The sequence below is a fragment of the Paenibacillus ferrarius genome (assembly GCF_002027705.1).
Classification (GTDB): domain Bacteria; phylum Bacillota; class Bacilli; order Paenibacillales; family NBRC-103111; genus Paenibacillus_E; species Paenibacillus_E ferrarius.
In genome coordinates this window covers 15,001-40,857 of sequence record NZ_MBTG01000021.1, presented here as the reverse complement: position 1 = coordinate 40,857, position 25,857 = coordinate 15,001, and the positions used below count along the sequence as shown (strand labels likewise).

Sequence of the window (25,857 nt, the reverse complement as noted above, 5' to 3'; positions counted from 1 at the left end):
CTATATTAATAAGAAAAAACAAGAATTGAGTCGGTTCTTGTCTTATTAATGGAGGGATGACAATGCGTAAGATGTCCTTGTTCAATATGACCATGCGTTCCCGATTAATGGCTAGCTTTGGTGGAGTTCTCCTCATTTTTCTGGCAGTTGCTTTCTTCAACTTGCACCAGGTCAGTCAAATTAAACAACATATGAACGATCAGAATGACAAAGTTGAATTGAAGGTACTCGCTTTGGAATTAAAGGAAATGGTTCAAGAAATGAATATCATTGCTTCAGGCCTGGAGATTTCCAAAAAACCTGAGTTCATCTTGAAATATAACAGCAAGCGTCAACCTTATAATGATTTCATCAAAAAAATAGGCGACACCGCTACAACGCCTGATCAAATTAAATGGCGCAGCCAATTGATTCAAATTTCGGTAGACTACATTAATAACTTCGATTCTGCCGCCCAAATGATTCAAGGAAATGGTACAAGCCCAAAAGATCTAGAGATTAACCTTCTATATTTATATAATGAATCGCAAGAATTGAAGGATAAAATATTTGAGCTTGTTGATAAGTTTTATGTAACTTACGCGGATTCAGCTGATCAAGCTATCACAGATTCCACTCAAGCCCTTGATAGTACCAGCCAAGTCATGATAATTGCCGCAATTCTCGTACTGGTCGTGACGATCCTGATTGCCGTCCTGCTCATACGTTCCTTCATTAGACCTATCTCCCGATTGCAAAAAGCGGTAACGCAGATTGCCAGCGGTGATCTGACTCAAACGATTAACTCGGATTCCAAAGACGAGCTTGGCACTTTAAGCAACAGCTTCGACCATATGATTCTTCAAGTTCGTCATATGCTGAGTGCAACGAAGAACATCGCTTCTTCCTTGTCCGATCATTCACATGAATTTCATCGTTTCTCTCAAATAACTGCTACGGCGAACACGGATATATTGCGAGCCATCCATGAAATTTCGCACGGTGCCGACGAGCAAGCGATCAAGACCGAGCAAAGCTCGTTCATTATCGCTGAGCTGGAGGCGGAGATTCGTGATATTACCGCGTACACGTATGAAATGAAGCGCGCCAGCGACGAAGCCGCGGCAGGCACGCTGCAAGGCACAAGCTCCGTTCGGGCGCTGAAAGACTCGTCCGAGCATTCTCAGGCGCTGCTGAACAAGGTGGACGCAGCGATGCATACGTTGGCCGCTAGCTCGAAGCAAATTGGCGCCATCATTTACTCCATCACGGAGATTTCGACACAGACGAACGTGCTGGCCTTGAACGCCGCGATCGAAGCGGCAAGAGCCGGCGTCCACGGACGCGGCTTCTCCGTGATCGCAGATGAAGTTCGTCAGCTGTCCCAGCAGACGAACGAATCGTCCAAGACGATCAGCACGATCATCGGGGCGCTGCAGCAGCAAATCAAGGAGCTGCAAAGCTCCTTGTTCGAAGCCCGCGATTCAGCGCTGGCTCAGAGCAGCCGTGTCGCCGACACGCTGGGCTCTTTCGAGAGCATCGATCACTCGATGCAGGGCATGAAGGAGCAGATCGAGCATATCCATCTGAAGATCGAGCAAGCCCGCTCCAAGAACGAGGAGCTCGTGCATTCTGTGCAGTTCGTCGCAGCTATCGCACAGGAAACTGCCGCAGGCGTCGAGGAGGTCAACTCAACCTCCATCCAGCAAGATGCCTCGATTCGCCGCATTGCCGAAGAATCCGATGACATCCTTGAGCTCGCGCAGCAGTTGTTTGCAGAGATCAGCAAGTTCCGGACCGTCGATGAGTCGGACGTGTTAGCGAATGATTTGGAGCTTGAGAATGATGACGCATCTGCGTCTTCAGGTGACTCCCATGCAAATGACGAATCTGAATCAGAGATTGATTCAGGATCAGCAAACTCGCTGGATGCCGCTCCTTTGGTGGCAAGCACGAACTCTCCTGTATTGCCAAGCGAGAGTGCAGAAGTTAAAGCTTCAACAGAGGCTGACTCTTCTAAGGAGAAGGAAGCGGAGAAGAAAGAACCCGTGCTTGTCGGCTAGCCGTATTTACTTGGCTGCCATGTTGGGATAACGAAAGACCTGAGGCGAATGTGCCTCAGGTCTTTCGTTTACGTCTGGGATGAGGAGTTGCCTCGTGAGACTGCCTTTTTGGCAGGCTCGGGGGCGGTTTCCTCCTCTTCTACCCATGAGACTGCCATTTCGGCAGGCTCAAGGATGGTCCCCTGCTCTTCTACCCATGAGCCCGCCATTTCGGCAGGCTCAGCTGAGCATTTGCTCTGTTCCGCCGCTTTTCACGCCCGAGACTGCCTTTTTGGCAGGCTCAAAGATGGTTTCCTGCTCTTCTACCCGTGAGACTGCCATTTCGGCAGGCTCAGCTCAGATTTTGCTCAGTTCTGCTGCTTTTCACGCCCGAGACTGCCTTTTTGGCAGGCTCGGGGGCGCTTCCCTGCTCTTCTACCCATGAGACTGCCATTTCGGCAGGCTCATCGCTCAGCTCAGCCTTTGCTCAGTTCTGCCACTTTCCCCGCCCGAGACTGCCTTTTTGGCAAGCTCAAAGGCGGTTCCCTCCTCTTCTACCCATGAGACTGCCATTTCGGCAGGCTCAGCTGAGCTTTTGCTCAGTTCTGCCACTTTCCACGCCCGAGACTGCCTTTTTGGCAGGCTCAAAGGCGGTTCCCTGCTCTTCTACCCATGAGACTGCCATTTCGGCAGGCTCAGCTGAGCATTTGCTCTGTTCCGCCGCTTTTCACGCCCGAGACTGCCTTTTTGGCAGGCTCGGGGGCGCTTCCCTGCTCTTCTTCCCATGAGACTGCCATTCCGGCAGGCTCATCGCTCAGCTCAGCCTTTGCTCAGTTCTGCCACTTTCCACGCCCGAGACCACTTATCCCCACAGAACCTATTTATCTCAAAAAAAAGATCAAGAACCCATAGGCTCTTGATCTGATTCTTCGCTATTTTTTGTTTACTTGGCAATCGCATCCGTAGCCTTAATATTTCGGAGGATGCTCACTTCCACTCGGCGGTTTTTGGCTCTGCCTTCTGTTGTGTCATTTGTTGTAATTGGACGGTATTCGCCATACCCAACGGACGAATAGGAGGATGGATCAATCTTTCCGTTATTGAGCAAAATTTTCATGAAATTAACGGCTCGTTTGGAGCTTAAATCCCAGTTTGTTTCGAAGTCCGCACGGTGGATCGGAATATTATCCGTATGGCCTGCTACTTCTACCTGGTAGCCTGGGTAGCTGGCCAGCAGATTAGACATCGAAAGCGCCAAATTTTGAGAATCCTGTTTTATCGCAGCCGAGCCAGAGTCAAATAATGCGCGATCACTAATTGTAATCGTCAGCTTCTCACTATCGAGCTTCGTTGTTAACTGTTCGCTCATGCTGTTATCCTTGATGAAAGCATCCATGCTTTTCTTAAGCTCTTCAAGATCCTTCTCTTCTTTTTGCAGCTTTGCGGCGAGTTGACTGTCCGTTTTGCTCTCTACTTTAGATGGCGGGCTCTGATCCTTATTATTCGTCTTGGCTGAATTTGCCGGATCATCAATCGGAATCAAATTTGACATCGAGAATGGGGCTTCGCCGCCCGTGAAGGCCGTATTTAGAGACCTCATAATAGAATCATATTTCTTGGAATCCAACTCGCTGGATGCAAATAAAATGATAAAAAGGGCTAGAAGCAAAGTAAGCAAGTCCGCATAGGGAATGAGCCAGGATTCATCAACATGTTCTTCATGGTCCTCATGCTTCTTCTTTTTACTCACTGTGGAGTTGCCCCCTTCGATTCCTCATCGTACGCTGCGCGATCACTGTTGGCTACGAAGATCATCATTTTTTGCTTCACGGAATTCGCAGATACCCCAGACTGGATGGAGAGCAATCCTTCAACAACCATTAATTTGATTTCTACTTCTTTTTTGGATTTCTGCTTTAATTTGTTCGCAAATGGGTGAAACACAACATATCCCAGGAAAATCCCGAACATCGTCGCAACGAACGCCGCAGAAATCAGATGTCCAAGCTTCTCTACTTGACTCAAGTTTCCGAGGGCAGCGATAAGCCCTACTACGGCGCCAAGAACGCCAAGGGTTGGTGCATATGTACCAGCTTGTGTAAAAATGCCTGCATATTTTTTATGTCTGGTTTCCATTTCAGCGATATCTTCCAGCAGAACGTCGCGTACGAAATCGGCATCGTTGCCGTCAATAATAAGGCGCATGCCACTTTTCATAAAAGGATCCGAAAGTTCTTCCGCTTGTTTTTCCAAGGAAAGCAATCCTTCACGGCGTGTAATGGATACCCACTCAATGAAGGTTTCAATCAACTCTTTTTTGGGCATTAATTTTTGTTCTGTAAAAATAATTTTTAAAAGTGCTGGTATTTTCTTCATTTCTTCGAGCGAGAACGCGATAAACAAAGCGGAGGCTGTGCCCCCAAAGATGATTAACGCCGCTGCCGGATTCAACAAAGCTGCCAAGCTGGCGCCTTTCAGTACCATTCCCACACCGATGGATATAAAAGCTAAAACAATTCCAATAACTGATGATTTCTCCATATGTATGACACCTCTCCTATGGTCATTTCTTTTTAATTTTCATCTTGAATTGACGTTTTTCCTAAAGCCCGCAACAAGCTAACCAATACCTCTTGCTCTTCCCCTAGCTTTGCAAAAAAAATGTTTTCGGCTTCCATGACAATGTCGATCGCTTGGGCAACCAATTGCTCCCCATCCGGCGTTAAGGATATCGCTTTAGCTCGCGTATCTGTCGGATGCGCCTTACGCATCAGGTAGCCTTTCTTTTCCAAATGACGAAGCACTTGCGAGGCCATCATTGGATCCGTATGCGCATAGCTGGCGATCTGTACCTGCGTGACATCTTCCACGGGGGATTGGGCATTCAGCCATTGTGTGGCTACCAGCAAAATAAACTGGACATGCGTTAAATCCAAGTCATGCAGAGCAGAACGAAGATGTTTTTGCCATTGATTCGTAACCTGCCACAGATGAAATCCCGGGCTGTCATAAGGCTTTCCCTGTTCCGACATTTTACTAGTCCTCCATGAATTCGACGATAAGTTGTATATGTACATATAATAAGTTTATTTATTATAAATTACAATCACTTTTTGTCGAAAAGATAGGTCTAGAGTCATGAAGATTTGTTGAAGAAAGCAACCTTATGACGAATGCTGGCATCCATCTCTTACCTATTTTATACTTAGAGATGAGCAATTCCTGCTTATTCCGCTCTCAGCCGACAGAAGTCTTGATTTAACTTCATAAGCGTATGATGCGGGCTCCTTTTTGGCAAAGATAGGGAAGCGTTCGGAGAGTTACAGTAGCGATACATAAGGAGTGGATGACGTGGAAAAAAGACTTTTCGGTTCAACCGGGCAACAGTTTCCAATTCTGAGCTTTGGCGCTCAGCGCATCGTAGACGAACATAATTGCACGGAGGAAGAGGCCATTCAAATTGTGAATCGGGCAATTGACGAAGGGATCACTTATTTCGATACAGCACCGAGCTATTCGAATGGCCAATCGGAAGAACGGCTCGGCAAAGCGTTAGCGCTCCAGAACCGCAGGCACGAAGTCTGGATTGCCACCAAAACACACGATCGAACGCGCGATGGCTCTTTGAAGCTGCTCGAAGCAAGCTTGAAGCGTCTGCAAACCGATCATGTCGATGAATGGCGATTGCATAATATTATGACAATGGAAGAGCTGGACCAATGTTTCGCCAAAGGCGGTGCATTGGAGGCTCTTCTTGAAGCGAAGGAGCAAGGCTTAATCAAGCATATCTCGATTAGCGGACATACGAACCCGCGTGTTCAGCTCGAAGCCATAGAACGGTACGCCTTCGATAGCGCACTAGTCGCGCTCTCTGCCGCTGATCATCTCGTATACAGCTTCGCCCATGAGTTTCTGCCGAAGGCAATCGAAAAAGGCGTAGCGATCATCGGCATGAAGGTCATGGCGCTTGGCAAGCTGGCCCCATGGTACGCCAAAGCGTTGCAATACACGTTCTCCTTGCCGATTTCAACAGCTATTGTTGGAATGGAGTCCATGGCGCAGCTCGAGCAGAATTTAGCGATAGCGAAAAGCTTCAAACCGATGACCGATTTGGAGCAGCTGGCTTTTCTGAAAGAAATCATGCATTTGGCTAATCCGGATGTGCTCCGCTGGAAATCGACCGATTGGGTTTCCGGTGAATGGTACGTTCGGGAATAATTAAATAAGCCAGCAGGTCAATGCCCTTAACTCGCGGCACTGACTTGCTGGCTTATTATTTCGTATAAACTTCACTTATTCTTCAAATATATGCGTCAACAAGGCACCAAGCTCCTGCAGAGCTTGCTCCTCTTGCTCGCCATCCACTTCCAGCGTCACTTCGTCATTCTGTTGAATACCAAGTGTCAGCATGCTTAGCGAGCTTTTGCCGTTGACCTTCTTCTCGCCTTTCATCACACTGACCTTGCAGGGAAACGTGCCCACCTTCTGAACGAATACTTTGGTCGGACGGGCATGAAAGCCGGATGGATTCAGAACGGTAAAAGTTTGGGATATCATGTTAAATCGCTCCTTGTCTTATGCTCTACGAATTGTTTGATTTGGGCTTGGCTGCTCATCGCCAGAATCTGCTGCGTGTAGCCTGCCCATTCTTGTTGTGAGGTTTCTTTAATTAAAGCTCTTGCAGGTAAAATCGAGCCGGCACTCATGCTGAATTCATGAAGCCCCATGCCAAGCAGAATCGGAATCGCGACCTCGTCTCCAGCCATTTCTCCACACATGCCCACCCATTTGCCTTCCTTCTTGGCCGCTTGAATGACCATCTGGATCAACCGCAGGATGGAGGGATGACAAGGCTGATACAAGTAAGAAACCGTTTCATTCATCCGATCCGCTGCCATCGTATATTGAATCAAATCATTCGTTCCAATGCTGAAGAAATCGGCCTCTTTCGCCAAGAAATCTGCGGCTAACGCAGCTGCCGGCACTTCAATCATAATCCCTACCTCAATGTTATCGGCTACTTGGATGCCTTCTTGAACAAGCTTCTCTTTCTCTTCCTGCAGCAATTGTTTGGCGGCTAGGAGTTCATCCATCACAGCAATCATAGGGAACATGATTTTCAATTGTCCGTAGCTGCTTGCTCTCAGAAGGGCTCTTAGCTGCGTACGGAACAAATCTTTTTGACTCAAACACAGCCTTACCGCACGCAAGCCAAGGAATGGGTTGCTTTCTGTCGGAAGCTTCATATAGGGCAATTCTTTATCTCCGCCGATGTCCAGGGTGCGAATAACGACCGGCTTATTGTCCATTCGCTCCAATACATGCTTATAGACCTGAAATTGTTCCTCTTCGCTAGGCAACGAGCTGCGCCCCATATAGAGGAATTCAGTCCGGAATAAACCGATCCCTTCCGCTCCATTGGCCAGCACCTTCTGCAAATCTTCCACACTGCCGATGTTGGCAGCCAGCTCGACGTGATGCCCATCTGAGGAGAGAGTCGGCTCACCCAGCAGCTTGCGCAGCGCAGCTCTTCGCTCGTCATAGGCTGCTTTGCGAGCTTGATACGCCTCAATCTCTTGCTCAGTTGGCGCGATGAGCACAGTACCTTCGACGGCATCCAGAATAATCATCGTGCCCGTCACGATTTCAGCTGCGCCTTCGCCAGCACCAACAACCGCAGGCACCTCCAATGAGCGAGCCATGATGGCGGAATGCGACGTACGGCTGCCAACCTCCGTAACAAAACCAAGCACATAATCAAGGTTTAATTGCGCTGTATCGGAAGGCGTCAAATCTTCTGCAATCACAATACACGGCTCATTAATAGCTGCGATCGCGGCATACGATACACCGCGCAGCTTGCTCATAATACGTCCAGTAACGTCACGAACATCAGCCGCACGCTCCCGAAGCAGCTCATTATCCATCCTACTAAGCACTTCTATGAAGCTGCTCGCAACTTCATGCAGCTTATATTCAGCGTTCATGCTTTCAGCTTCAATACTTTCAATAATGGCATCTATATAATCAGGATCTTCCAGAAGCATTAGATGAGCCTCGAAAATTTCCGCTTTTGCCGAACCCATTCGTTGTTCCGTCAGTTCTTTAATTTCTTCTAATTCCTGTCTGGCTTCTTCCACCGCTTGACGAAAATGAAGTATCTCTAGATCCTTGTCGTCCACCTTCTCAGCCACAGGCTCGTAATGGTCATTCTGCAATCGAAAAGCTTGTGCCAGCGCAATGCCGGGGGAAGCAGCAATGCCGGTTAGCCGTTTGGTCATCATTTTAGCCATGAGGGAACTCCCCTTTCTTTAAGAAATTGCCGTTTGTTTGAATTGTTCGTAATGGGTCAGAATCAGTTGGTGAATCGGGTGTTCTTCGCGAATCGTCGTATACTTGGTAATCGTTTGAGTAATCCCAATATCTCGCAAATCAGCTTGAATTTCAACAGCCTCGGGATCTCCCTCATCTTCAAATAAAAAGGCAGCAGCCATCACCATAGCCAAATAAGTTGGGCTCATCCCAAGTTCATAAGCTTGCAAAGCTGGCCGAACCAACCGATCATTGACAGACAATTTACGAATCGGCGATCTTCCTACACGGGCGACTTCATCAATCAAATAAGGATTCTTAAATCGCTGTAAAATTTTATCCATATAAATCTCATGCTGTGCCAGATCAAAACCATGTTTTTGGATCAGCAAGGAGCCGGTCTCCTGCATAACATGCCGAACTAAGAAGGCAATCGGTGAATGAGCCATCGCTTCTTGAATCGTGGCGTAGCCTTGCAGATACCCAAGATACGCCGCGCTGCAGTGCCCTGTATTCACTGTAAACAGCTTGCGCTCAATGTAGGGCTCCAGATGTTTGACATAATGAATGCCAGCAATGCGAGGGAAGCCTTCCATCATCTGAGACTCATCTACAACCCATTCGTAGAACGGCTCCACCGTCACTTGAAGCGGATCTTCATTATGCTGTAAGGGAACGATTCGATCCACCGCAGCATCGGGAAAAGCAACCGCAGCCTCTGCTTTCGCACGTAATTCTTCTCCCAGCAAAGCGTACACGTGCTCTTTGAGCTGCGTGCTTCCGCCAATCGCATTCTCACATGCGATAATGTGCAGCGGCGCTGCTCCCCGTTCGATCCGCAGCTCGATCCCTTTGGCAATTCCGCCGGCAATATGCTTCAGGATATTAACGCCAACCGCTGTTGTAACCAGATCCGCTTGAGCAACGGCTTCAGCCACTTCTGCTACGAGCTTGCCATTGATGGCTGTAACACCTGAAACAGTGAAGGTCTCTTGCTCTTCATTCGCCAGACGCACTGTATAGGATTTTCTTTCCTGCAGCAGCTCAACCAAAGTATCATTCACATCCGAGAAAATCACTTCATACCCAGCCTGGGACAGAAGTAAGCCAATGAATCCTCTCCCGATGTTTCCAGCCCCGAAATGCAAAGCCTTCATGACTCCATACCACTTTCGAAGATTTTCACCATTTCCTCTGGCGTCGAGGCTTTCATAATCTGTTCAATATTCTCATCTTCCGAACAAATCATCGCCACATTGGTCAAAATGTCCAAATGATCATTGCCCGCGGCAGCAATCCCAATCACTAGGTTGGCCGTCTCGCCATCACCGAAGTCTACGCCGTCAGGAATTTGCACAATGGACAGTCCAGTTGATGCAATCAAGGACTTGGAATCCTGCGTACCGTGCGGAATAGCCAAACCATTGCCCATGAAAGTAGATAATGTTTGCTCTCTTTCGATCATTTTATCAATGTAAGCTGCTGATGCATGACCGGCGTCTACCAACAGTTGCCCCGCCATTCGAATGGCCTCGAATTTGTCTTTGGGCTTCGCATTCAGCATTACTTTATTGGGTGATAAGATACTCATAATAGATCTCTCCTCATATCCGATTTATTTTTTGTTGTCTAGAAAAGCAGCAAGCTCTTGGGATAAATAGTGTTTGATCTCCGACTGACTGCCCGATTTCAACAGGTCGATCATGTCTGGGATCAGCAGGAAGGAGCTTATTTCGCTCAGCACTTCCAAACTTTCTTTGGAAAGCTTCTTGGGACCCAGCATAAGCAGCAGGTGTCTCACATCGGATTGCGTTCCTCGCTCCAGCGGCAAATCAGCTGCTAATCGAAACAAGGTGAAAGAAGGTTTTTTGACCAGTTCGCTTCGAATATGAAAAAGCGCAAGCCCCGTATCGGGTATCACTTGACTGCTGAGCTGTTCCCTCGCAAGCAAAAGATCAACAATCGGCTCAACCTCAGCAATCACATCGGACGCTCTGACATAGCCGCATATGGCCAGCAGAGTCTCTTTTAAATCCTCATAGCTTTGCTCGACGTGATAAACCATAAACTGATCAATAATACTTACAATTTCATTAATGTACAGCTGGATGCGGTGTAAGCTATTTCTTGCGCCTGCCTCGGGCAGCACTGGAATCGGTTCGCCCGGGTCTTTTTGCAGCGTTACATTTTGAATAAAGAACCTTAGCCGCTCTGCTTCATCCTTCGTCAATAGCGGACTCAGCTTCATATATTGATCGGACTGGAGCGGCAAATCTACGGTCGATATAATCAAATCGTAGTCCTTCTCAGGAATACGCGCGGCTTCGAACCAGGATGCATGACCGATAATATCAATCTGCGGGAGTTCCTTCGTCAAGCGTACAGCGAGCATTTTGGAGGTTCCTATCCCACTCGTGCACACCAGTATCGCTCTGACATTACGCTTGAACTGCTTCTGTCTCTCGATGGAAGCGCCGAAATGCATAACCAGAAACCCGATTTCTTCATCCGGAAGGGCAATCTGCGTGATAGACACATTAACAGCTTGCCGTATTGCATGATAAAGAGCTTCATAATCTTTTTTAATTTGTGCCAAAAGCGGATTGCGAATCGTCGCTCCTGCCAGAAGCCGTTTAATCGCGGACTCCAAATGGCTCAGCAGCCCTTCTCGCAACGAACGATCATCGCTGAACGGCACTTCAAGACTGCTTTCCATTGCGCGGATCAGCTTCCATACCATTTGCATATAGCTTAACTCATCCATGGGAAGCAGCTGATTGGGATGCGGCACGGATTTCGATTCCAGCAGCTCAGCTATATACGATATTTCAGCAGCAGATAGTGCAATGGGGATTACTTTGGTCAGCTGATCTATCGTATGGGCAAGCAGTTTGCTTGGGCGGTGCGAATGATGTTCTAGCTGCTGCTCGATTGGTCTGCCCATCTGAATTCTAGCAATCGTAATCGAAAGTTGAATGAGTAAGTGGGTATACTCCTCTTCCGATATGCCACTCAAGCCTTCATCCTCGGCCAGCCAAAGAGCTTCTTCCACTTTCGTAAAGTTCACTTTGCCGATAAGCTTCAAAAGCCTATGCGCCACCGGCGAGTGAAGACTCTCGCTTTTTCCAAACAGATCGGATTCATCCAGCCCATTCATGGCAAGGCGAGCAATCATCTTGCGTTTATCTGCTTCTGAGCCGCTTAATTCAACGCCATAGCCTCTTTTGCGCACAAGGCTCAGATTCAGTTTCTTGATCCAGCTTTCCAGCTCATCCAGATCGTGGGTGATTGTTGGAACCGTTACGGCCAAGTCATGCGACAGCGTAAAAAGCTTAACAGGCTCATCTTCCTGAAGCAGCGTGCAGAGCAGCACTATCCTGCGATCTTCGGCTGAATACTCCACCGTCATCCGGCCATCTAGCAGGCTTCTAAAAGCCTCAAGCTGCTCAGGCGAGGCTTGGAGTTGAATGCCTTTGCCTGATTTTTTTTGCAATCCTAAGCCGTAAGCAGCCAAAATCGTCTCCAGCTCAGACAATTCTCGATGAACGGTCCTAGTGCTTACATTGATTTCGGCTGCGATTTCCCCTGCTGTAATATCATCCACTTGGTTCAATAACAGCTCAAGGATTTGACGATGCCTGTTGGAGAGGCTCATGATTATTCTCCTCACGAACAAAATGGAGATAACGCCGGCAAAATGCCAGCGTTAGATAGGTATATTTAGCTCAATCGTTTCACAAGCTCATCATATTCCGGGCTTTTCATGAAATTCTCAATAGAAATATGCTCGGCTTGCGGAGCTTTATTGCGTGCTCGATCCGTTAAGGATTTGTGCGTTATCACAATATCTGCATCGGCAGGAATCTCACTGATCGCCGTATTGATGACCGTGACATCGACAGCTGCTTCCTTCATTTTCTTTCTCAAAATGGAAGCTCCCATCGCACTTGATCCCATGCCTGCATCGCAGGAGAACACGATTTTCTCAACACTAACTGCTGGTTCCGATGCGGGAACAGCAATCTTCTCAGCAGCCGCAGCCGCTGGGGCTTGCTTCATTTCTTTCATTCTTGCTGTAGCCTGTTCCAAATCTTCGCTTTCTGACTGCTTCGTTGTTTTCAACAACAACGCACCAACCGCGAACGAGACAATGGTAGAGGTAATCACGCCGCTGAAAATCGGCAGCATACCGCCTTTTGGCGCCATAGCAATGTAAGCAAAAATACTTCCCGGCGACGGCGGAGCAACCAGACCTGCATTGAATAGAGAAAACGTGAACGTACCGGTCACGCCACCTGCAATTACAGCAAGAATGAGGCGAGGATTCATCAAAATATAAGGGAAATAGATTTCATGGATACCGCCAAAAAAGTGAATAATAGCAGAGCCTGGAGCGGAAAGCTTAGCTGCGCCGCGGCCCACCATCCAGTACGCAAGCAGAATGCCAAGTCCCGGTCCTGGATTGGACTCTAGCATGAACAAGATGGACTTGCCTGTTTTGGAAGCTTGATCAAGCGCAATCGGACTCAGTACGCCGTGATTAATCGCGTTGTTTAAGAACAGCACCTTCCCAGGTTCGATGAGAACGTTCGCCAGCGGAAGCAACCCGGCATTAACCAGCGCCTGAACTCCAGAAGCGAGACCCTTGCTCACGATCTGAACCGCAGGGCCAACAACCGTGTAGGCCAGAACAGCTAGAATCGCCCCAATGATACCTGACGAGAAATTGTTAACGAGCATTTCGAAGCCTGATTTAATTTTACCCTCAATCGACCTATCGAACTGCTTGAGCACCCACGCAGCGAACGGCCCTACGATCATGGCTCCCATAAACATGGGAATGTCCGTTCCGATGACCACACCCATCGTCGTTACGGCACCGATGACACCGCCGCGCGTTCCGTGAATCATCGTCCCACCCGTATATCCAATCAAGAGCGGAAGCAGATAAGTTATCATTGGACCTACGAGCTTAGCCAAATATTCATTTGGAATCCAGCCTGTCGGAATAAATAAAGCCGTAATCAATCCCCAAGCGATAAATGCGCCGATATTCGGCATCACCATACCGCTCAAGAAACGACCGAAATTCTGTACTTTCACCCGGAATCCACCGGAGGATGCTTGCTTTTGTGCAGCGATCGCACTCATTAGGATAACCTCCCTTTGTATGTTTCATGTCCTTATCGTAATGCAAAAGCGCTTACATGTTCAATCAAATCAAAATCCCTTTTCGTCATCAATGATGTTGACAACATTTTAACCTCGTTCGTGATTATGCATTCATTGCAAGCGAAATAATCGGCTTACCGTCGAACAACTCTAGCGATTTGCCATGTAATCAAATGCACCACCATAGGCTGAATCCGCGTTATAGAACGCATAACCTTATAGGCCGAACCGGCGTTAGCGAACGCATAACCCTATGGCTGAACTAGCGTTAGCGAACGCTTAACCCTATAAGCTGAACCAGCGTTAGCGATCGCATAACCTTATAAGCTGAACTAGCGGCTCACCGATTTCGAAATGCCTGCAATAGTGCAGGCTTTTTCGATCAAATCGCATGAAAACAAGAGAAAGCCTGCGATTATGCAGGCTTTCTCTGCTTTTCCATCCTGGAATCGAAAAATGGTCTAAAAAGGATGCATAATCGCAGGCTTTTCCCTATTTCCCCCATTTACATGACGAAAAGGATGCATAATTGCAGGAATTATCCGAAATAGTCGGACGGGCCTGAGGCAATCTGCCAGTATGAGCAAACTCAAGCGAATCAAGCCAATCCACCATGGAAGTGTGTATTAACAGAAAGGCAGGTAGAACCCTGCTGCCAACTATCTTCTCCCACAAGAGTATCCGTGCATGGACGAGTCCCAAGCAACAAGAAAAACGCCTCCAAACCACAGCGCAAGTGTGGAAGGAGGCGTTTTGGGATAGGAAACTTCCTATCCGAGTGATGCTTTATAAATCCAAAATGATTTCTGGGACAGCTCCTGCATCACTCAATAATCAAGGCATAAACGATGCCCGGGCCATGTACGCCAATGGTCAAATCGTTCTCGATATCCGCCGAGCGGCTCGGTCCCGAGATGAAGTGAATGCCAGCCGGCCTGTCTTTAAGCTCGTAAGCATCAAAAGGGCGCAGCACTTCGCCCAGCTTCGTCCGCAAGCGATCCGCAGGGATGATCGCGATGAACGTCGTCGGCAGCAGGCTGACGCTGCGGCCTCGCGCAGCATCTGACGTGACGACGAGCGAGCCTGTGTAGGCCACGGCATGCTCGACGGCCACGATGCCGATATCTGCGCCTGCCGCCTTGGCGACCAGCTCATCCTTCGCGGCAGCATCGACACCGCCGGCATTCCACACGGTGATGTCGGTTTCTGTCTCCGCAGCAAGCCCCGACCGCAGCTCTGCCAGCTCCGGCTGATCCTGCATGATCAGATGCTTCGCCTGCGTTTTGCCGATGAAGTCGGCAATGAAAGCTTGCGCCTCTGCCATCCCTTTGAGACGCTGCGTATGGCCGCCTGCCTTCTGCCAGTTCGTCATGAATAGCTGGATGCGCTGCTCCAGCGGAAGATCCACCTGCTCCCAGAAGGCGGGAGCCCCTTTCATGCTGCGCGCAGGAGCGCTTCTCATTGGCTTGGATCTTCCCAGCCTGGTAGAAATATTAGCAAAGAAGGCCTCCTGATCTTGGAGAGCTTCCTGATGCAGCTTTTGGAGAAATGCCGGATCTGATTTAGCCATGATGATGTCCTCCTCCGCCTTCTTTGCGATCTGCGACAAGCTTTTCCATGCGGGCTTTCATCGCGGCATCCAGCTCAGGGAATGTTCCTTCCAATCCCTGCTCGATGTCCTTCCACGATTCACGGAACGTCTTTTTCGCTAAACTCGGTGCAAAACGATGCGAATTCCAGCCTTTAAGCGGCCCTACTTTCGCCTTAATATGACCGTCACGAACGAGCAGCTTCTGCCCGATGCGGCCTATTTTAATTAATGCCTTCACACGTTTCGCATCCGACATTAAGAAATTAAACCCTTTCATTCCCATCTTCTCGCCAAAATCGGTCGAACCCCGCTCAACTTTGCGTTGACGCAGATAGACAAGCATATCATGCAGCGGTATTTTCACCGGACAAGCCTCATAGCAAGCTCCGCACAAGCTCGATGCGCTGGCAATGTCGTCCCACTGGTCTACATTTTTGTTCAAAGCTGGCGTCAGCACAGCGCCAATCGGCCCGCTGTACACGCCGCCATACGCATGACCGCCAATATGGCGATACACCGGACAGGCGTTCAGACACGCACCGCAGCGAATACAGTTCAGGAGTTCCTGGAATTGCGGATCTCCGAGCTGAAGGGAGCGGCCATTATCCAGGATAATGACGTGCATTTCTTCAGGGCCATCGCCGTCCTGCTCCCGCTGCGGTCCGGAGATAACAGACATGTAGACAGTCAGCTTCTGACCTGTAGCAGAACGTGGGAGCAATGTCGCCATCACTTCCAGATCGTCCAACGTCGGAATAATGCGCTCCATCCCCATGAACGTAATTTGTGTCTTCGGAATCGTGCTAACCATCCGCGCGTTGCCTTCATTTTCAAATAAAACGATCGATCCCGTCTCGGCAATGGCGAAATTACAGCCCGTCATCCCAATATCGGCTTCCAGGAATTTCTCGCGCAATTTTCTTCGTACATAACCAGCCAAAATGCCCGTATCCGGCTCCAGCTTCTCGCCCGCGTCCTCGGACAGCAGATCCGCGATCTGATAGCGATTTTTGTGGATCGCCGGAATAATGATATGCGAAGGTGTTTCGCCGGCCAGCTGAATGATATATTCGCCAAGGTCCGTCTCAATCGCCTCGACACCAATCTGTTCCAGCGCATGGTTAATATGCAATTCTTCCGACACCATGGACTTGGACTTCACGACGCTTTTGGCTTTTTTGTGCTCGGCGATCTGCATAGTCAAGCGAACCGCATCGGCCGCATCCGCTGCAAAATGGACATGCACGCCTTGCGCTCTAGCATTTTCCACAAATTTGCCCAAATAGTAGTCTAAGTGTGCGATCGTATGAAGGCGAATTTCGCGCCCCCGTTCACGCCACTCTTCCCAGTTCCCAATCTCTTCTGCCGCGGCAAGCTTGCCGTTCTTCAAACGTTCTGTCGTGAACTTGACGGCATTTCGCAGGAAATCATTGTTCAAGGCAACCTTGGATCTTTCCTTTACCGTACCGCTTGGCTTATGCTCGCTCATGGGCTAGTTTCACTCCCTCAGCCAGTAATTCCGCTAGATGCATGACCTTCACAGGTGTCCCGCGGTATGATAAATTACCGGCAATATTCATTAAGCAGCCCATATCGAGTCCGACAAGCACTTCGGCATCGGTTTCAAGCACGTGATCGGATTTCTCGGCAACCATCGCCCCGGAAATATCGCACATTTTCACCGCAAAAGTCCCCCCGAAGCCGCAGCAATCCTCAGCATGAGGGAGAGGCACAAGCTCCAAGCCGCGGATATTCTGCATCAGCTGCATCGGTTCAGCTTTGACGCCAAGCAGCCTGCTGCCGTGGCAGGACGGATGGTAGGTAACTTTGTGCGGGAAAACCGCGCCTAAATCCGTAACGCCCATGACTTGGACGAGGAATTGCGTAAACTCATATGTTTTTTCAACAAGCCGATTGGCTTTTGCAAGATTGATAGGATCATTTTCAAATAGTTTTGGATAATAGTGATGAATCATGCTCGTACAGGAACCTGAAGGGGATATGACAAAATCACTATCCTCGAACGCTTCGAGGAGTGTCAACGCCGCACCTCTTGCCTCATCCCAATATCCGCTGTTGAAGGCCGGTTGGCCGCAGCATGTTTGCTTGGCAGGGAAGTCTAGCTTAACGCCATATTTGGCTAGTAACTGAACGATAGACTCGCCAACCTTTGGATACACAAGATCGCTCAAGCACGTTATGAACATAGATACTTTCATGATTGCAGCTAACTCCCTTCCCTAATTGTCCCCATCAAAGATGTATTTGGCTATACAAAAAACCATCCTCAGTACGCAAGAAACATACTGGAGATGGAAGGAACAATGATTCTAACCTTTATCTAATTGAAGCACGTTCACACCGATGTCGCGAATGCGGTTCACGTCTTCTCTGCTCGTTTGTCCATCTGTAATCACATGTTTAATTTCAGACCATCCAGCAACTTGCGTCAAGGATTGCATCCCGAATTTACTATGATCGGCCAGCAGATAGGTTTCATCGGCAATGCTGATCATTTTGCTTTTGATAAGCGCCTGCAGCTCATTCGATTCACTGATTCCGCGCTGGATGTGAACCCCTTTGCAGGATAGAAAACATTTGTGAACATGATACATATCCAGCGATCGTTCAGCTAGTGGTCCTACATAAGACAACGATTTGGGCGAAAGCAGCCCGCCGGTGGATATGACCTGAATCTTTTCTTTCGTGCTGAGCTCCAAAGCCACTTTCATCGAGTTCGTAATGATCGTTAGCGGCATATCGGGTATCCATCTGGCCATGTACCAAGCTGTTGTACTTGCATCCAAAATAATCCGATCATGCTCGCGGATATGCGTTATCGCTTCCTTCGCAATGCTGTTCTTGAAGTCAGATTGTGCCGTCTCCCTCTCCATAAAAGGGACTTCCGTCTGAGCTTCCTTCACGCTAACTGCTCCGCCATGGCTGCGCATCAGCTTGCCTTCGCTTTCGAGCCGATCCAAATCTCGCCGTATCGTTTCTTCCGTCACTTGACACAGCTCGCTGAGCTCTGTCACGCGAATACTTCCTCTTTCGTTAACTACCTGAACGATTCTCTGCCATCTTTCCGCTACCAGCATCGTCTACCCTCATTTCACCGTCGATCGGGACGCCACCTGACAAAATGTTATATACGCCGCCTGCCAACCCGCTCCATCCTCAGGGATGTACGTTTTGACCGGAAACGAATTCCGAATCAGCTTTCTGGCTTCGCGCAAATTCGCGATATACCCTAGTGCTATCCATTGTACTACAAGGTTTCCTAAGGCACTACCCTCAACAGGACCTGCCCACACCTCTCGCTGGATCGCATTTGCTGTGAATTGACAGAGAAGTTCATTCTGGATGCCGCCGCCTACGATGTGCAAGCCTTGATACGTTATGCCAGAGAGTTGTTCCGTACGTTCCAGAATAAATCGGTATTTCAGCGCTAAGCTTTCCAGAATACAGCGAACGATCTCTCCCTCGGTTTGCGGAACGAATTGGTTGGTATCTCGGCAATATTGCTGGATTTGCTTCGGCATATGCGCAGGATTCAAGAACATGTCATCATCCGGGTCAATGAAGGATTGGAACGGCTTGACAGGTTCAGCCAGCTTGACTAGCTCAGCGAAACCAATGTTTTGGCCTTCTTTATCCCATGTGCGCTTGCACTCCTGAATCAGCCATAGCCCCATGATGTTCTTGAGCAAACGGTTCGTGCCATACACGCCGCCTTCATTCGTGAAATTCCAAGCTAGGGCTTGGTCACTTAAAACGGGGGCGCTCGTTTCCGTTCCCAAGAGCGACCATGTGCCGCAGCTGAGGAAAGCAAAATTTTCATCCAACGCTGGAACAGCAACTACGGCGGAAGCGGTATCATGCTCGCCAACGGCGATGACGGGAATTGAAGCAACATCAAGCTCGCTGCACAAATCTTCCGTCAAGGCACCAACACGTGTGCCCGAGGCAACCGGTTGCAAGAAGATGTCGCCAGGCAGGCCTAATTGCTGCACAAGCTCTGCATCCCATGCGCCTGTTGTTGCATTCAGCAGCTGTGTAGTCGAGGCATTGGTGAATTCGCTATGTTTCTCGCCTGTCAGGAAATATCGCAGCAAATCCGGTATCATTAAGAACGTTTTTGCCCGCTCAAGCAGTTCCGGATTTCTTTCTTTGATGGCGGCTAATTGAAAAATAGAGTTGAATTGCAGGAACTGGAGCCCTGTTATGGCATACAGCTTTTCACGGCCGACCACTGCAATCACTTTGTCCATAACGGAGTCCGTTTGGTGGTCCCTATAGTGGTACGGATTTCCAAGGAGCTCGCCATTTGCTGCAAGCAGCCCAAAATCTACCGCCCAGGAATCAATCGCCAGACTTTCAATATCCGTATAACCCAGATGCTTGGTTTGTAAAATACCTTGTTTCAATTCATGAAACAAGCGCAAAATGTCCCAATGAAGGTGGTTGCCCACCTGCACCGGATCATTCGAAAAGCGGTGAATCTCCTCGATCGTTACACGGCCCGCTTCAGAATCAAGGCGTCCGACGATCGCTCTGCCGCTGCTTGCTCCCAAATCAAAGGCCAGAACGCTCGAAAGCTTACTCACCAGCTGGCACCGCCTTTGCCTCTTGCATTAATGCTCTCATCGTAGCCGCTTTCCAAATATGCTTTCATCGGGTCCACCGGCACGCCGATTTCTTCACGAACCGCATGCAGCAGCGGTGTTACATCGAATTCAAATGCTTTGCGAACCGCATCTTCCGCACCAAGAACGTCTTGACGAGCTTGCGCGTCTCTGACTTCATCCAAGTTGATCAGCAATGCTTTGGCATATTGGGTTTGCACGTTGAGAACGGAGCGCAGCATCGCTGGAATTTTACGCTCAATATTGTGACTTTGATCGATCAGATAAGCAATATTGTCAGATGCCTGACGAATTTGCGGGTTTTTATCGTTAGCGGCATCAATGATTTGGTAGAAAATCAAGAAAAGCTCATACGGGTTCACAGAACCAACGATCAAATCATCGTCTCCATATTTACGGGAATTGAAGTGGAAGCCGCCAAGTTTTTTTTCGTCCAACAGGTACGTCACGATGTGCTCGATGTTCGTTCCTTGCGGGTGATGTCCAGTATCTACAAGCACTTCAGCTTGCGGACCCAATTTGTTCGCCAAATTGAACGCCATTCCCCAGTCAGCCAAATCTGTATGGTAAAAAGCAGGCTCATAGAATTTATATTCGATCAGCATTCTCATGCTCGGCGTCATCGCCTCGTACATTTCCTTAAGCGCTTCGTACATCCAAGTTTTGCGGGCACGAATGTCTACTTGACCTGGATAGTTCGAGCCATCCGCGAACCAAAGGCTGAATACATCAGAGCCAACAGTCTTCGCGATATCTACACACTCCAGCAAATGATCCGTTGCTTTGCGGCGAATCGCTGCATTGGAGTTCGTCACGCTGCCGAAGATATAGTCATCTTCTTGGAACAGGTTCGGGTTCACCGCACCGATGGATACGCCGAGATCAGTGGCGTGCTGCTTGAGCTTCGCATAATCATCCACCTTGTCCCACGGGATGTGGATCGCAACCGACGGGCAAGCCCCCGTCAATTTGTGTACCTGCGCAGCATCCTCGAATTTCTCGAAAGGATTGCGTGGAACACCATTTTGCTTATACACCTTGAAACGGGTACCTGAATCGCCGTAACCCCAGGAAGGGGTTTCGACTTTCAGCGCTTTGATTCTGGCCTTAACGGCTGCCAAATCAATACCTCTATTAGCTTGCTGCTCTTCAAACCATGCATATGCTTTATCGCTCATTGGATTCGTATCCTCCTATTAGGTGAATTAACGCGTGAAGGCTGCTGGAACGCCGCCGTCAACTGTGATCATGCAGCCTGTTGTTTTCTCTGCTTTGGAAGAGGAGAAGTAGACGATAGCTTCTGCAACGTCTTTCGGGAAAATGTTAACGAGCAGCGTCGTTCTTTTGCGATAGTGCTCTTCCAGCTGATCCGGTTCAATCCCGTAAGCTGCTGCACGCTCATTGCGCCAGCCGGAGTTCCAGATCGCGGAACCTTGGAGAATGGCATCCGGCAATACGGAGTTTACGCGAATGCCGAATTCGCCTCCTTCAGCTGCAATACAACGCGCCAAGTGAATCTCAGCTGCTTTAGCCGTCGAATAAGCAGAAGCATTTTTACCGGCAAATACGGAATTCTTGGATCCGACGAATACCATGCTGCCGCCGATGCTTTGTTTTTTCATAATTTTAAATGCTTCTCTAGCTACCAGGAAGTAACCTGTTGAAAGCACGTTCATGTTCAAGTTCCACTCTTTGAGCGAAGTTTCATCAAAAGGGCTCGAAGTCGCAAGACCCGCGTTATTCACGATGATATCTATCCCGCCGTAGCTCAAGATCACCTCGCGGTAAGCTGCTTCTACTTCTTCTTCTTTCGTTACATCCATTTTAACGGCAATTGCTCTGTTTTCGCCATATTGTTCGTTCAGTTCGGCTGCAAGTTTCTGCGCGCCTTCCAGGTTAAGGTCGGCCAGGACAACATGCGCGCCGTCTCTGAGGAATTGACGGGCTGTTACACTTCCGATTCCGCCTGCTCCGCCTGTGATGAAAGCAATCTTACGGGAGAATTCCGCTTCCGCAGGAGCAAGTGTCAATTTGTAAAGCTCAAGAGGCCAGTACTCCACATTATAGGACTCATTTTCGCTCAAAGAAACGAATGTTCCGAGTGCTGTTGCGCCTCTCATAACGGAAATCGCACGGTGGTAAAGCGCGCCACTTACCTGCGCCATCGCCCAGCTCTTGCCCGTATTGATCATTCCGATACCCGGAATCAAAATAACGCGCGGAGCCGTTTCGAAAATAACGTCGCCTTCATTTTTGTTGCGGTCGAAGTAAGCTTGGTATTCTTCTTTATAAGCGGCAATCCCCGCGTTCAATGCTTCAATCAAAGAAGCGGCGTCACGGGAATTTGGATTCCAGTCAATGTAAAGCGGCTTCATTTTCGTATGAACCAAGTGATCCGGGCAAGCTGCGCCAACTTGGGAAAGAACACCCGCATCTTTGCTGTTTACGAATTTCAAAACATCATCTGCACTGTCAGTCGTCAGAATCATTTTCTTTTCTTTGCTTACTGCTCCGCGAACGATTGGCAGCACCTGCGCCAAAATATCGTTACGATCGGATTCGGAAAGAGACTCGTATTTGGAGCCGCCATACAAGTTGTCTTCATTCACGCGAGCTTCAATAAAGCTTTCAGCTTCTTGAATGATAGCCAGTGTCTTGAGGTAGCTCTCCTCGGACGTTTCGCCCCAAGTTACCAAACCATGTTTCTCCATCAAGACTAGCTCAGCTTTTGGATTATTTCTGACGCCTTCGGCGATCATTTTGGAAAGTGTAAAACCAGGACGCACATAAGGAACCCATACGAAACGGTCGCCGTAAATTTCTTTGGCCAGCTCGCGGCCATTGTGGGCGCAGCATAGACCGATAATCGCATCCGGATGCGTGTGATCCACGTGTTTGAATGGCAGAAAGGCATGTAAAAGCGTCTCAATAGAAGCACGCGGGTGTTTGCTGTCGATCATACAGTTCACAAGGTACGCAACCATTTCGGCATCTGGCATTTCGTCTTTTTCGAACAAAGGACGGATATCATCCATACGAAGACCTGTGAAATTCTTTGCTTTCATTGTCGCAAGGTCGGAACCGCTTCCTTTTACCCACATCACTTCTACATCACGACCGCGGAAATCCTTCTCAATCGTTTTGTAAGAAGTGTTGCCGCCGCCCCAGTTAGCTACTGCGCGGTCTGTTCCCAATAAATTAGAACGGTAAACCAATTCCTCTACACCTTTTGATACAGCATTCGCTTTTGACGCTTCCCACAAATTCGCAACCATAAGTATCCTCCTAATGTTTACTTCCCATGAATATGTGTTTGTTTTTGATGGATTCATCATATCATATATTTGTTTATTTTTGAATAAATATTTTTGTTTTTGTTATTATTTGAATATATACAGACAAACGAAGAGATTAGCAACATTGCATTGTTCCGCGATAATCACAGCAACATACAAAAAAAGCGGCTAAACACTCGGGTATCCTTGTGTTCAGCCGCTTAATCATTCGAGCCTGAGAAATCAATTACCTACGCATCGCTGCCAGTTTTTCACTCTACCGCTATTGAATAGTCACACTTACATTAGTATTATTTGCAGCTGGAGCATTGGCTGTAAAGAGTACATTCGCATCACTTGCAGCAACATTCCAACCTGTAATCGATGTGCCAAATATTTGAGCAATTTTCGTCGCTACACTTGTGGCTGTCTCTGTTCCTGTTAGAGATATATCTACTGATACAGGTGTTATACCGTCTGTAAACGTTACACGAAGTGTTCCTGCTGCTGTTGCACCCTTGCTTATTATTAATGTTGCAACTTGCGCGACACCTGCAGTTGTTTCAACCCCAGCTGTGGTAATCGCACTACTCGGCGTCCCTACTCCTGTTAACACTTCCTCAACAGTTGCTGCTACATCCATATTATTTGTCGCTGGTATTTGAGCAGTGAAATGAACATTCGTGCCATTTGCGGTTACATTCCAGCCAGTAATCGATGTGCTGAATGCGGCTGCAATTCCCGCCGCTACAGCAGAAGCGGAATCCATCCCTGCTGTGTATACATTTGCAGACACGGACGTCGTTCCGTCTGTAAATTTCGCCATAATCGTTCCTGCCGCTGTTGTTCCATTAGCTATCGCCAATGTTGCAACTTGCGCAATACCCCCAGTTGAAACAGAGCCCGCGGTAGTAATCGTACTATCTGGCATTCCTATTCCTGTCGCAGCTCCCGATAGCCTTGCTGCTGCCTTCGTGTTATTCGCTGCTGGAAAATTGGCTGTAAAAAGTACTCTCGTACTATCTGTTGATACATTCCAACCCGGAATAGAATTGCCGAATGCGGCTGCAATTTTCACCGCCAACTGAGTTCCTGTTTCTGGAAAATCCAGCATCAATACATTTACAGAAACAGATGTTACTCCATCTGTGAACTTCACTCCAATAGGTCCTCCGCTTGCTTCAGAACCGGGAAGTGTCAATGTAACAACTTGTGCCGTGTTAGTGCCTAAATTTCCCGGAGTAGTAATTGTACTGTTTGGAGCTCCTACTCCCGACGCCTCCAATACACTTATTGCAACACTTGTATTATTTATCGCTGGTGTTTGGGCTGTGAAATGAACATTCGTGCCATTTGCGGTTACATTCCAGCCATTTAATGATGTGCCGAATGCGGCTGCAATTCCCATCGCTACATCAGCAGCAGTTTCTGTCCCAGCTATGGATACATCTACAGACACAGGCGGCCTCGTTCCATCGTTAAATTTTGCAACAATCCATCCAGCCGCTGTTGCTCCGTTAGAAATCGCTAATGTTGCGACTTGCGCAATACCTGTAAGTGCTGCAGTTCCTGGAGTAGTAATCGTACTGCTTGGCGTTCCCACTCCTATCCCAACACTTTCAATATGAACTGAAACATTCGTATTATTCGCTGCTGGAGCATTGGCTGTAAAAAGCACATTCGCACCACTTACAGTCACGTTCCATCCTGTAATCATAGTTCCGAATGCTGAAACAATTTTCGCTGCTACATTAGCAGCAGACTCTGTTCCTGCTAATGATACGTATACAGCAACAGGTGTTGTTCCATCCGTGAACGTCACATGAATTGTTCCTGCTGCTGTTGCACCCAGACTTATTGGTAATGTTGCAACTTGCGCTACACCCATAGTTGTAATAGCCCCTGCTGTAGTAGTAGATGCGGTTCCGATCACCCCAGTAGTAATCGGATGCGATGGCGAAGACGATTCATGACCATCATTCCCGTTTCCGCTTTGATCCGAAGTTGACACTGGCACTGGCACTGGTATCGGCTTTGGCTCTGGTGTGACTTTTATATCTGTAGGCGTCTTCTCAGCCATTAAGGTTTTCGCATTGTCCAACATCACAACAGCCTCTGCGCGAGTAATGTTTGCTTGCGGTTTGAAAGTATAGTCTTCATAGCCTGCTATAATGTTTTTAGATACTATAGCGCCAATTGCGCCTTTGCTCCAAAATGCCATTGTTAATGCATCTTTAAATACATTAGCAGCATTCTCATCGTTAGCCAAATTCAATAGATGTGCTATGATAACTGCCGCTTCTTGGCGACTTAGGAGTTCGGAACTGCGAATTGTCTGATCTTCATAGCCTTGTATGTAACCTACTTTTACTGCTTTCTGTACATCTACATATTCCCAATTGGACTCTATCAAATCAATGAAACTTATACTAGTTGTTGTATTGAATTGAAACAAACGGTTAACTAAAACCATGAACTCCCCACGCGTAATTTCATTGTTCGGTTTGAGAGAACCGTCTGTATAACCCTTAATTAAATCTTGGGAGATCCAGCTTCTTAGTTGTTTTTCTGCCCAGTGTCCTTCGATGTCCGAATAAATGGTTTGACCATTTACAACTCCGATTGAGGTGAACATCAAACACATCATCAGAACGATCGAAAGTACTTTCCGAGTAATTTGTCTAGCAATCATATGAAACCTCCACTTAGATCTAGTTATTCTGTGCTTGTCGGGTTTAGCTGAACATTTCTTAAAGATAATGGCTATCAAAAACATACGATAAAAGCTGATTGTTGTGACTCTGTATTTACTAGCATTTTGCACCTTACTGAAATTATGA

The 25,857-nt window shown here is 48.1% G+C and carries 21 protein-coding genes; 2 read left to right on the top strand and 19 right to left on the bottom strand.

Features of this window, described 5'->3' with window-relative positions:
- Nucleotides 1-62 precede the first annotated feature (62 nt).
- The gene (locus BC351_RS21790; protein WP_244209133.1) at nt 63-2,042 is read left to right on the top strand and encodes a methyl-accepting chemotaxis protein; all 1,980 of its coding nucleotides are present in this window, start codon (nt 63-65) and stop codon (nt 2,040-2,042) included.
- A 68-nt stretch (nt 2,043-2,110) separates the two neighbouring features.
- Here BC351_RS21790 and BC351_RS42355 read toward each other — a convergent pair whose 3' ends face one another.
- The 5 genes from BC351_RS42355 to BC351_RS21775 form a co-directional block, all read right to left on the bottom strand.
- A complete protein-coding gene (locus BC351_RS42355) occupies nt 2,111-2,251 on the bottom strand; it encodes a hypothetical protein (RefSeq protein WP_158082185.1) in 141 nt (46 codons plus the stop codon).
- A gap of 241 nt (nt 2,252-2,492) precedes the next feature.
- On the bottom strand, nt 2,493-2,669 hold the full coding sequence (locus tag BC351_RS42350) for a hypothetical protein (RefSeq protein WP_158082184.1): 177 nt from the start codon (nt 2,667-2,669) through the stop codon (nt 2,493-2,495).
- 295 nt (nt 2,670-2,964) lie between these two features.
- On the bottom strand, nt 2,965-3,771 hold the full coding sequence (gene motB, locus BC351_RS21785) for a flagellar motor protein MotB (RefSeq protein ID WP_079414908.1): 807 nt from the start codon (nt 3,769-3,771) through the stop codon (nt 2,965-2,967).
- The gene (gene motA / locus BC351_RS21780) at nt 3,768-4,562 is read right to left on the bottom strand and encodes a flagellar motor stator protein MotA (protein WP_079414907.1); all 795 of its coding nucleotides are present in this window, start codon (nt 4,560-4,562) and stop codon (nt 3,768-3,770) included. Before motA ends, motB begins: the two co-directional genes overlap by 4 nt.
- Nucleotides 4,563-4,594: 32 nt before the next feature.
- Nucleotides 4,595-5,053 carry a MarR family winged helix-turn-helix transcriptional regulator gene (locus BC351_RS21775; RefSeq protein ID WP_079414906.1) on the bottom strand — a complete coding sequence of 153 codons (459 nt, stop codon included), beginning with the start codon at nt 5,051-5,053 and terminating at the stop codon, nt 4,595-4,597.
- 319 nt (nt 5,054-5,372) lie between these two features.
- Here BC351_RS21775 and BC351_RS21770 point away from each other — a divergent pair, with 319 nt between their 5' ends.
- Nucleotides 5,373-6,239 carry an aldo/keto reductase gene (locus BC351_RS21770; protein WP_079414905.1) on the top strand — a complete coding sequence of 289 codons (867 nt, stop codon included), beginning with the start codon at nt 5,373-5,375 and terminating at the stop codon, nt 6,237-6,239.
- Nucleotides 6,240-6,314: 75 nt separating this feature from the next.
- On the opposite strand, the gene BC351_RS21765 is transcribed toward BC351_RS21770, so the two are convergent.
- The 14 genes from BC351_RS21765 to BC351_RS21700 all read right to left on the bottom strand — a co-directional run bounded on the left by BC351_RS21765 (nt 6,315) and on the right by BC351_RS21700 (nt 25,709).
- Nucleotides 6,315-6,578 (bottom strand): HPr family phosphocarrier protein, encoded by a 264-nt coding sequence (locus tag BC351_RS21765; protein WP_079414904.1) that lies wholly within the window; start codon nt 6,576-6,578, stop codon nt 6,315-6,317.
- Nucleotides 6,575-8,302, bottom strand: coding sequence for a phosphoenolpyruvate--protein phosphotransferase (gene ptsP, locus BC351_RS21760; RefSeq protein ID WP_079414996.1), 1,728 nt, complete (start codon nt 8,300-8,302; stop codon nt 6,575-6,577). The genes BC351_RS21765 and ptsP overlap by 4 nt, the downstream gene beginning before the upstream one ends.
- A 30-nt stretch (nt 8,303-8,332) precedes the next feature.
- Nucleotides 8,333-9,490 (bottom strand): mannitol-1-phosphate 5-dehydrogenase, encoded by a 1,158-nt coding sequence (locus tag BC351_RS21755; RefSeq protein ID WP_079414903.1) that lies wholly within the window; start codon nt 9,488-9,490, stop codon nt 8,333-8,335.
- A complete protein-coding gene (locus BC351_RS21750) occupies nt 9,487-9,924 on the bottom strand; it encodes a PTS mannitol transporter subunit IIA (RefSeq protein WP_079414902.1) in 438 nt (145 codons plus the stop codon). The genes BC351_RS21755 and BC351_RS21750 overlap by 4 nt, the downstream gene beginning before the upstream one ends.
- A gap of 24 nt (nt 9,925-9,948) precedes the next feature.
- Nucleotides 9,949-11,988, bottom strand: a complete 2,040-nt coding sequence (locus BC351_RS21745) for a BglG family transcription antiterminator (RefSeq protein ID WP_079414901.1) — start codon at nt 11,986-11,988, stop codon at nt 9,949-9,951.
- Nucleotides 11,989-12,053: 65 nt separating this feature from the next.
- Nucleotides 12,054-13,484 carry a PTS mannitol transporter subunit IIBC gene (locus BC351_RS21740; protein ID WP_079414900.1) on the bottom strand — a complete coding sequence of 477 codons (1,431 nt, stop codon included), beginning with the start codon at nt 13,482-13,484 and terminating at the stop codon, nt 12,054-12,056.
- A gap of 844 nt (nt 13,485-14,328) precedes the next feature.
- Nucleotides 14,329-15,075 (bottom strand): LutC/YkgG family protein, encoded by a 747-nt coding sequence (locus BC351_RS21735; RefSeq protein ID WP_079414899.1) that lies wholly within the window; start codon nt 15,073-15,075, stop codon nt 14,329-14,331.
- The gene (locus tag BC351_RS21730; protein ID WP_079414898.1) at nt 15,068-16,585 is read right to left on the bottom strand and encodes a LutB/LldF family L-lactate oxidation iron-sulfur protein; all 1,518 of its coding nucleotides are present in this window, start codon (nt 16,583-16,585) and stop codon (nt 15,068-15,070) included. Before BC351_RS21730 ends, BC351_RS21735 begins: the two co-directional genes overlap by 8 nt.
- Nucleotides 16,572-17,315 carry a (Fe-S)-binding protein gene (locus BC351_RS21725; RefSeq protein ID WP_079414897.1) on the bottom strand — a complete coding sequence of 248 codons (744 nt, stop codon included), beginning with the start codon at nt 17,313-17,315 and terminating at the stop codon, nt 16,572-16,574. The genes BC351_RS21730 and BC351_RS21725 overlap by 14 nt, the downstream gene beginning before the upstream one ends.
- Nucleotides 17,316-17,426: 111 nt before the next feature.
- Nucleotides 17,427-18,194: a DeoR/GlpR family DNA-binding transcription regulator gene (locus BC351_RS21720; protein ID WP_079414896.1), complete on the bottom strand. Its 768-nt coding sequence runs from the start codon at nt 18,192-18,194 to the stop codon at nt 17,427-17,429.
- Nucleotides 18,195-18,203: 9 nt separating this feature from the next.
- A complete protein-coding gene (rhaB, locus tag BC351_RS21715) occupies nt 18,204-19,706 on the bottom strand; it encodes a rhamnulokinase (RefSeq protein WP_079414895.1) in 1,503 nt (500 codons plus the stop codon).
- Nucleotides 19,700-20,920, bottom strand: a complete 1,221-nt coding sequence (gene rhaI / locus BC351_RS21710) for an L-rhamnose isomerase (RefSeq protein ID WP_079414894.1) — start codon at nt 20,918-20,920, stop codon at nt 19,700-19,702. The genes rhaB and rhaI overlap by 7 nt, the downstream gene beginning before the upstream one ends.
- A gap of 27 nt (nt 20,921-20,947) precedes the next feature.
- Nucleotides 20,948-23,017, bottom strand: coding sequence for a bifunctional aldolase/short-chain dehydrogenase (locus tag BC351_RS21705; RefSeq protein ID WP_079414893.1), 2,070 nt, complete (start codon nt 23,015-23,017; stop codon nt 20,948-20,950).
- Nucleotides 23,018-23,300: 283 nt separating this feature from the next.
- Nucleotides 23,301-25,709, bottom strand: a complete 2,409-nt coding sequence (locus BC351_RS21700) for an S-layer homology domain-containing protein (RefSeq protein ID WP_158082183.1) — start codon at nt 25,707-25,709, stop codon at nt 23,301-23,303.
- Between the last annotated feature and the right edge of the window lie 148 nt (nt 25,710-25,857).

Coding starts and splice junctions, on each gene's coding strand:
- BC351_RS21755 (WP_079414903.1), bottom strand. CDS start 9,490: ATGAAGGCTTTGCATTTCGGGGCTGGAAACATCGGGAGAGGATTCATT.
- BC351_RS21705 (WP_079414893.1), bottom strand. CDS start 23,017: ATGGTTGCGAATTTGTGGGAAGCGTCAAAAGCGAATGCTGTATCAAAA.
- BC351_RS21750 (WP_079414902.1), bottom strand. CDS start 9,924: ATGAGTATCTTATCACCCAATAAAGTAATGCTGAATGCGAAGCCCAAA.
- BC351_RS21765 (WP_079414904.1), bottom strand. CDS start 6,578: ATGATATCCCAAACTTTTACCGTTCTGAATCCATCCGGCTTTCATGCC.
- BC351_RS21735 (WP_079414899.1), bottom strand. CDS start 15,075: ATGGCTAAATCAGATCCGGCATTTCTCCAAAAGCTGCATCAGGAAGCT.
- ptsP (WP_079414996.1), bottom strand. CDS start 8,302: ATGACCAAACGGCTAACCGGCATTGCTGCTTCCCCCGGCATTGCGCTG.
- BC351_RS21720 (WP_079414896.1), bottom strand. CDS start 18,194: ATGCTGGTAGCGGAAAGATGGCAGAGAATCGTTCAGGTAGTTAACGAA.
- rhaI (WP_079414894.1), bottom strand. CDS start 20,920: ATGAGCGATAAAGCATATGCATGGTTTGAAGAGCAGCAAGCTAATAGA.
- BC351_RS21700 (WP_158082183.1), bottom strand. CDS start 25,709: ATGATTGCTAGACAAATTACTCGGAAAGTACTTTCGATCGTTCTGATG.
- BC351_RS21740 (WP_079414900.1), bottom strand. CDS start 13,484: ATGAGTGCGATCGCTGCACAAAAGCAAGCATCCTCCGGTGGATTCCGG.
- BC351_RS21730 (WP_079414898.1), bottom strand. CDS start 16,585: ATGAGCGAGCATAAGCCAAGCGGTACGGTAAAGGAAAGATCCAAGGTT.
- BC351_RS21790 (WP_244209133.1), top strand. CDS start 63: ATGCGTAAGATGTCCTTGTTCAATATGACCATGCGTTCCCGATTAATG.
- BC351_RS21745 (WP_079414901.1), bottom strand. CDS start 11,988: ATGAGCCTCTCCAACAGGCATCGTCAAATCCTTGAGCTGTTATTGAAC.
- motA (WP_079414907.1), bottom strand. CDS start 4,562: ATGGAGAAATCATCAGTTATTGGAATTGTTTTAGCTTTTATATCCATC.
- BC351_RS21725 (WP_079414897.1), bottom strand. CDS start 17,315: ATGAAAGTATCTATGTTCATAACGTGCTTGAGCGATCTTGTGTATCCA.
- BC351_RS21775 (WP_079414906.1), bottom strand. CDS start 5,053: ATGTCGGAACAGGGAAAGCCTTATGACAGCCCGGGATTTCATCTGTGG.
- BC351_RS42355 (WP_158082185.1), bottom strand. CDS start 2,251: ATGGCGGGCTCATGGGTAGAAGAGCAGGGGACCATCCTTGAGCCTGCC.